Source organism: Chitinophaga sp. Hz27, from assembly GCF_042263525.1.
Taxonomy (GTDB): Bacteria; Bacteroidota; Bacteroidia; order Chitinophagales; family Chitinophagaceae; genus Chitinophaga.
Genome location: NZ_JBHKFJ010000004.1, coordinates 639,839 through 646,196 on the forward strand (window position 1 = coordinate 639,839; position 6,358 = coordinate 646,196).

Consider the following 6,358-nt stretch of genomic DNA (forward strand, 5'->3'; position numbering starts at 1 on the left):
ACCTACAGGATTAAAGAGCTACAGGAACGGACAAGCACTAAGTATCTGATACCAGTATGAATAATACCACAGGTATGGACACACGATGTCCGCGCGTAGCGACAAATAAAGCGTTAAATAAAAATGTATTGATAATGAGGTGCTGCAGGGTAATGCTCGCAGCGTACTATGTAATTAGGCCATAAAGGCGTTGGGAGGGGGGCAGTGTATTTCCTGGGCAGGACTACTAGGAATATCTTCGTTGGATAAGAAGCGTGCAGTACTCAATTCTAAATACGGACTAAGTTTTAATAACTCGTCCGCCATATTGCAGAACTTTAACTCCTTTGCAATCTTAATATGATCGTGACCTTCTACTGGATGCTCTTCCACAATCTGATTATTGAACAGGATCTTTCCAACCTCTTTTATGGGAAGAAGTTGAGACACCATAAGTGCCAAAAGAAATATGCCGATCGCTTTTTTCATGTGGTTAGCCGTCATCACAAAAATAACTGAGCTAAGTGATAATTATCATTCAGGGCAATTAAAAAAATGTTAAAGCGATTTAACATTAGCTCATCCTTTATTTTTACCGTTCATCCAAAATATTCATATGGCAGTTTGTATATATTAATCTAGTGAGATCATTATCTGTATTGGGTTTAGCTGACTTTAACAGGTAATGTTTAAAGCAAGTTATTTTGTTTTCTATGGTATTGTGTATTGCATAGTAGTAAATTTCTCCCTACATTTGTATTGTAAGGTTGAGAATAAAGTTTCAACCACCACCATTAAAAAACAAAAGCTCACTTGCCATGAACATTGATAACACACAATCGCAGATGAGGAAGGGGGTACTGGAATTCTGTATCCTATCCATCATCAAGCAAGGAGAAGCTTACCCTTCGGATATCATTGAGAAGATGAAAGAGGCGAAACTGGATATCCTGGAGGGCACACTTTATCCTTTATTGACAAGATTAAAAAATGCGGAGTTGCTGACCTATCGCTGGGTTGAAAGTAGTTCAGGTCCTCCCCGCAAGTATTTTTCCATGACCGAAAAAGGAGACATCTTTTATAAGGAATTGGAAGCTACCTGGAATGAACTAGCCAACGCGGTACACCAGCTGACACAAAATAGTAGTACAATCTAATTACACCTTTTACCTAAAACCCAAAATCGAATAAAATGAAAAAGATTATCAACATAAATCTGTCAGGTAGACTGATTCCCATTGAGGACAGCGCCTACGAGGTGCTCCGCCAGTACCTGGACAGCCTTAAAAGATACTTCTCAAGGGAGGAAGGTGGTGATGAGATTGTCACAGATATTGAATCCCGTATTGCGGAAGTATTCCAGGATAAATTGAAAGGTGGTGCGCATTGCATTACTGATGCAGATGTGGAAGCGGTGAAACTCTCTATGGGTACGCCTGAACAATTTGAAGAAGAGGTACCTAAAGATCAGCAACAACAGCAGAAATCAACTGCTGACGCTTATGAACCTCGTCCACGCAAGCGTTTCTACCGTGATCCGGATAATAAAGTGTTAAGTGGTGTATGTGGTGGATTAGGTGCTTACTTCAACCTTGATCCGGTGATCTTCAGAGTGATATTTGCATTGCTCATCCTGGGTTCTTTTGGTGCCGCAGCAGTAGTGTATATTATTCTCTGGATCTCAACTCCTTACGCTGAAACAGCCGCTGAAAAGCTGGAAATGAGAGGTGAAAAAGTAGATCTGAATAATATCAGAAATACTGTACAGGAAGAGATCAACAGCTTAAAAGGCCAGTTCAAAAATGCCGGAAACGATATCCGAAATTTTTCTCAGGGCCGCGGAAAACAAGTAGGTAGCGATATTGAACGCTTCTTCCAGGGATTCGCAAGAGGATTGGGTAAAGTGATACTGGTGCTAAGCAAAAGCTTCTTTATCTTCTTAGCCATCGTGTTGTTGTTCGTCCTGGTGGTGTTGGGGATTGTCCTCACCATGTATTCTGCGGCCATAACTCCGTTCCAATCGCTGGTGTTTTCATCTGGTAGTCAGGTGGTGTTATTCTGGGCGGCTGTAGGCTTGCTGATAGGCATCCCTGTGCTGGCAATGGTGATCTTCCTGATCCGCGTTGCTACTGGTTCCAGAGTATCTGTTCGTTATGTAACGCCAACCCTGGTTGTACTTTGGTTCCTCGGAATTATTTTCGCAGTCATCCTGGCCGGAAACATAGGAAGAGAAACCAGAAGAAGCGCTACAGTGGTTGAAAATATAGCCATGACCCAACCTAAGGTTGGTAAACTTTACCTGAAGGCAGGCCCTAGATTATCGGTAATGAACGACGATTATGATATCAATCTGGATGAATGGCTGGAAGACTTCCACGCTACAGATACCATGAGTATCCCGGATGTTCGCCTGAGAATCAGCCAGAGCCCTGATGATAGCTTCCATGTGAAAATGGTACGATATGCCAAAGGCCGCAATACGAATGACGCCCAGGCAAATGCGAATGCGATTATATACAATATCAGTCAAAAAGATTCTGTAATGGTGCTGCCTATAGGTTTCGGTATCACCAAAAACACCAGGTACCGCTTTCAACGTCTGATCGTAAACGTAGAAGTACCTAAAGGTAAACACCTGGATGTAGAAGATAACGTATATAATTGCTTCAATCCTGAGACTTACAATTATGTAACTGGGGAAAACTTCAACTATGGTGATTTTGATGAATTTAGGTTCACCCATCATCGCCGCCACTACAGAATGGAAGCTACCCAGGATGGCATAGAAGTGCAACAGGATTCTACCAGCGTTAAAATTGATGTTAACAATGGTAAAAGCAACAAAGATTCTGTTGAAAACAACTACCATTACCATAGCAACAACTAAGTTGTTAGAAGGTCATCAAAAACCAACCCATACGGAAACCATCAGATCAGAAAAACTGACTGACATAAATAGTAAGTGTTAAAATTAAATATATGTAAGACCGTGGTTTATACCATGGTCTTTTTATTTCTGTTAATACTTGCTTTTTTCCCGATTGGATCATTCCGCCTATTTTATTATATGTAACTTTGCGGCTTCGGCAATTATCTCAAACTCTAATTAACAGGACAGGTAAGGAATGCAGGCACCATTAAATATTGCGTTGGTAGGAAATCCGAATAGTGGAAAAAGCTCCCTTTTTAATGCACTCACAGGCTTAAACCAGAAGGTTAGTAACTTCCCTGGTGTGACCGTTGATAAGAAAACGGGCAGTGCTACTATTGCCCCGGGACTTTCGGCCAATGTGATCGACCTGCCGGGAACGTATAGCCTCTATCCTAAAAGCGCTGACGAATATGTTACCTATGATGTCCTCATCAATGTAAATGCTTCTGAAGCCCCAGACCTGGTTATTATTGTTGCCGATGCTTCTAACCTGAAACGTAATCTCCTTTTCTGTTCCCAGATCATCGATCTGAAAATGCCTGTTATCATTGCACTTACAATGATGGACATCGCCCGTAAAAAGGGAGTGGAGATAGATCTGGATGGTTTGGAAAGAGAACTGGGTGTACCGATAGTAGCCATCAACCCCAGGAAAAATAAAGGTCTTTCAGAACTAAAGAAAATCATTGAGCAATCTGCAAAAGGTAAATATGCAGTTCCTGCCAGAGATTTTATAGATAATCTGAATTTGGCTAAACCAGCAATAGAAGACGTTAAAAAATATACACTTTGCAGAAGTGACTATGCCGCTTTGCACGTAGCTGTTAATAGTGATGAACTGAATTTCCTGAATGATGGTCAGAAATCGGCCATTAAACAGGCATTGAAAGAAAACCAGTTCAATAAAACAAAAGTGCAGGCAGAAGAGATCATGCAACGATACGCGCGTATCAAGCAGATCATGAAATCCACAGTGGTAGAAGCGGATCCGCTTCAGAAACAGTTACGTTCCGAAAAAATTGATGATTTATTATTGCATCGCTTCTGGGGATATGTGATCCTCCTGGTGGTGATGTTCCTACTATTCCAGAGTATCTTCTGGCTGGCCAGTTACCCAATGGGCTGGATAGAAGGAATGTTCAGCGGACTTAGTGGTTGGCTGGGTGGTATATTGCCGGATAATAAAGTCACCGATGTATTTATCAACGGTATCCTGGCTGGTGTGAGTGGATTTGCTGTATTTGTGCCACAAATCGCCATACTTTTTGGATTGATCACAGTCCTGGAAGACACCGGCTATATGGCTCGTATTAGCTTCCTCACGGATAGATTGATGCGCCAGGTAGGACTTAACGGTAAGTCTGTAATGCCATTGATCAGTGGTGTTGCCTGTGCGGTGCCAGCGATCATGGCTACGCGTACTATCGAAAACAAGAAGGAAAGACTTATAACAATACTGGTTACCCCGCTCATGAGCTGTTCGGCCAGGCTGCCCATTTATACAATGATGATAGCCCTGGTAGTACCAGATAAGCGCGTCTTCGGGTTCCTTGGCCTCCAGGGACTTGCTATGATGGCCTTATATCTCTTAGGTTTCTTCATGGCTATTCTGATAGCAGCGCTGATGAAACTGTTCGTAAAGATTAAAGAAAAGAGCTACTTCATCATGGAACTGCCTGTATACAGGGCGCCACGTTGGAAAAACGTAGGTATCACCATGTTGGAAAAATCTAAGATTTTCATCACCGATGCTGGTAAAGTAATAGTGGTGATCTCTGTTATTCTCTGGTTCCTGGCTTCCTATGGCCCAGCAAAGAGAATGGATCCTGTTCACCAGAAATATGAACAACTGATCGCAGCAGCGACACCTGATTCTCCAACATCGGATAGTTTGAAGCACGAATTCCAGTCTGAAAAACTTTCTAATTCTTATGCGGGAATCCTGGGCCATGCCATTGAACCAGCTATTAAGCCACTGGGCTTTGACTGGAAAATAGGTATTGCACTGATCACCTCTTTCGCAGCAAGAGAAGTATTTGTAGGTACTATGGCTACACTTTATAGTGTGGGTGATAGTCCGGATGATAACCAATCCACGCTTCGTGAAAAGATGGCTTCCGCAAAAAGGGCTGACGGTACGCCTATGTATACACTGGCTACTGGTATTGCATTGATGCTGTTTTATGCTTTTGCGATGCAGTGTATGAGTACGATGGCCATTGTACGTAGAGAAACCAATTCATGGAAAATACCAATGATTCAATTGGTGTACATGACAACATTGGCTTATATCTGTAGCTTTATCGCTTATCAGCTGCTTAAATAATCAATGAAATTCTAATCTGTTCCCACCCGAAATAACTTGTACATTGCAGTAAATGTTATGTACTATGAAATGGCTCTTATTTTCTGTGGGCATGCTTTTTTTAGTGCCAGCGAAGGCACAGGTAAAAGTTGATTCTCTCCAGTTGATGAAGGATATCAGCACGCTTTCCGCTGATACTTACCAAGGCCGCCGTGTAGGTACTGCCGGCAGCAGACAGGCGCAGTTTTATATAATTCGGCGCTTCCAGGAAATAGGCCTTTCCGGATTCAATAATACGTATGAATATCCTTTCTACTTCGACTTTGGCGGTAAGAATGTTATGGGGACTAACCTTTACGGCTATATTCCCGGAACAGCTGCTACCGCAGGAGAAGAAGCCTATATCATATCTGCACACTATGATCACCTGGGCATTGCAAAAGATGCTAATGGCCAGGATAGCATTTTTAATGGTGCTGATGATAATGCTTCCGGTGTAGGAGGCTTGCTGGCGATGGCCAAATATTTCAAAGTACATCCACCCAAACATACGATTGTTTTCCTGGCAACAGATGCAGAGGAAGAAGGCTTAAGGGGTGCACTGGAATTTGTAAAACGCCCTCCGGTAAAGCGTATCCTGATGGACTTCAATATGGACATGATCGCCCACAACGATAAAAATGAACTGTATGTATGTGGAGTAAAGGTGCAACCCTTTCTGAAACAGGTGGTGGATGCGGCTACTAAAAAGGCCACTGTCAATTTAATTCAGGGCCATGATGATCCTGCCGGCTCCGCTGCTGACAATTGGATCAAACAGAGCGACCAGGGCGCTTTTTATGATCAGAAGATACCGTTTTTATATTTTGGTGTAGAGGATCATCCAGATTATCATAAGGTAACGGACGAGTATAAACGCATTAATAACAGCTTCTATTTCAGGTCGGTAAATACAATACTTGAGGTAATTAAATTGTTTGATGCTTCACAGATAAACTAAAAGAAAAAGGCCGTCTCTATGTAGTGCCCCCAAAAAGTTAGACACTTTTTGGGGGCATTTTTTATGAATAAGAAAGTACGATACAGTTTTTCGGAGAAGCTCAGAACAGTTCGATCAATTGAGTCATTAAAAGAGTCAATAG

General features: G+C 42.2%; 5 protein-coding genes. 4 read left to right on the forward strand and 1 reads right to left on the reverse strand.

The window, feature by feature from the left end; translation table 11 throughout:
- Positions 1–174 precede the first annotated feature (174 nt).
- Positions 175–468, reverse strand: coding sequence for a hypothetical protein (locus ACE38W_RS12145; protein ID WP_375831172.1), 294 nt, complete (start codon positions 466–468; stop codon positions 175–177).
- 329 nt (positions 469–797) lie between these two features.
- On the opposite strand from ACE38W_RS12145, the gene ACE38W_RS12150 reads away from it, so the two are divergent.
- The 4 genes from ACE38W_RS12150 (at position 798) to ACE38W_RS12165 (ending at position 6,216) form a co-directional block, all read left to right on the forward strand.
- A complete protein-coding gene (locus ACE38W_RS12150) occupies positions 798–1,136 on the forward strand; it encodes a PadR family transcriptional regulator (protein WP_375831173.1) in 339 nt (112 codons plus the stop codon).
- A 35-nt stretch (positions 1,137–1,171) separates the two neighbouring features.
- A complete protein-coding gene (locus ACE38W_RS12155) occupies positions 1,172–2,866 on the forward strand; it encodes a PspC domain-containing protein (protein WP_375831174.1) in 1,695 nt (564 codons plus the stop codon).
- A 238-nt stretch (positions 2,867–3,104) separates the two neighbouring features.
- The gene (gene feoB / locus ACE38W_RS12160) at positions 3,105–5,237 is read left to right on the forward strand and encodes a ferrous iron transport protein B (protein WP_375831175.1); all 2,133 of its coding nucleotides are present in this window, start codon (positions 3,105–3,107) and stop codon (positions 5,235–5,237) included.
- Between the two features lie 64 nt (positions 5,238–5,301).
- Complete coding sequence (locus ACE38W_RS12165) at positions 5,302–6,216, forward strand: M20/M25/M40 family metallo-hydrolase (protein WP_375831176.1); 915 nt, start codon at positions 5,302–5,304, stop codon at positions 6,214–6,216.
- Positions 6,217–6,358 lie beyond the last annotated feature (142 nt).

Coding starts and splice junctions, on each gene's coding strand:
- ACE38W_RS12145 (WP_375831172.1), bottom strand. CDS start 468: ATGAAAAAAGCGATCGGCATATTTCTTTTGGCACTTATGGTGTCTCAA.
- ACE38W_RS12150 (WP_375831173.1), top strand. CDS start 798: ATGAACATTGATAACACACAATCGCAGATGAGGAAGGGGGTACTGGAA.
- ACE38W_RS12155 (WP_375831174.1), top strand. CDS start 1,172: ATGAAAAAGATTATCAACATAAATCTGTCAGGTAGACTGATTCCCATT.
- feoB (WP_375831175.1), top strand. CDS start 3,105: ATGCAGGCACCATTAAATATTGCGTTGGTAGGAAATCCGAATAGTGGA.
- ACE38W_RS12165 (WP_375831176.1), top strand. CDS start 5,302: ATGAAATGGCTCTTATTTTCTGTGGGCATGCTTTTTTTAGTGCCAGCG.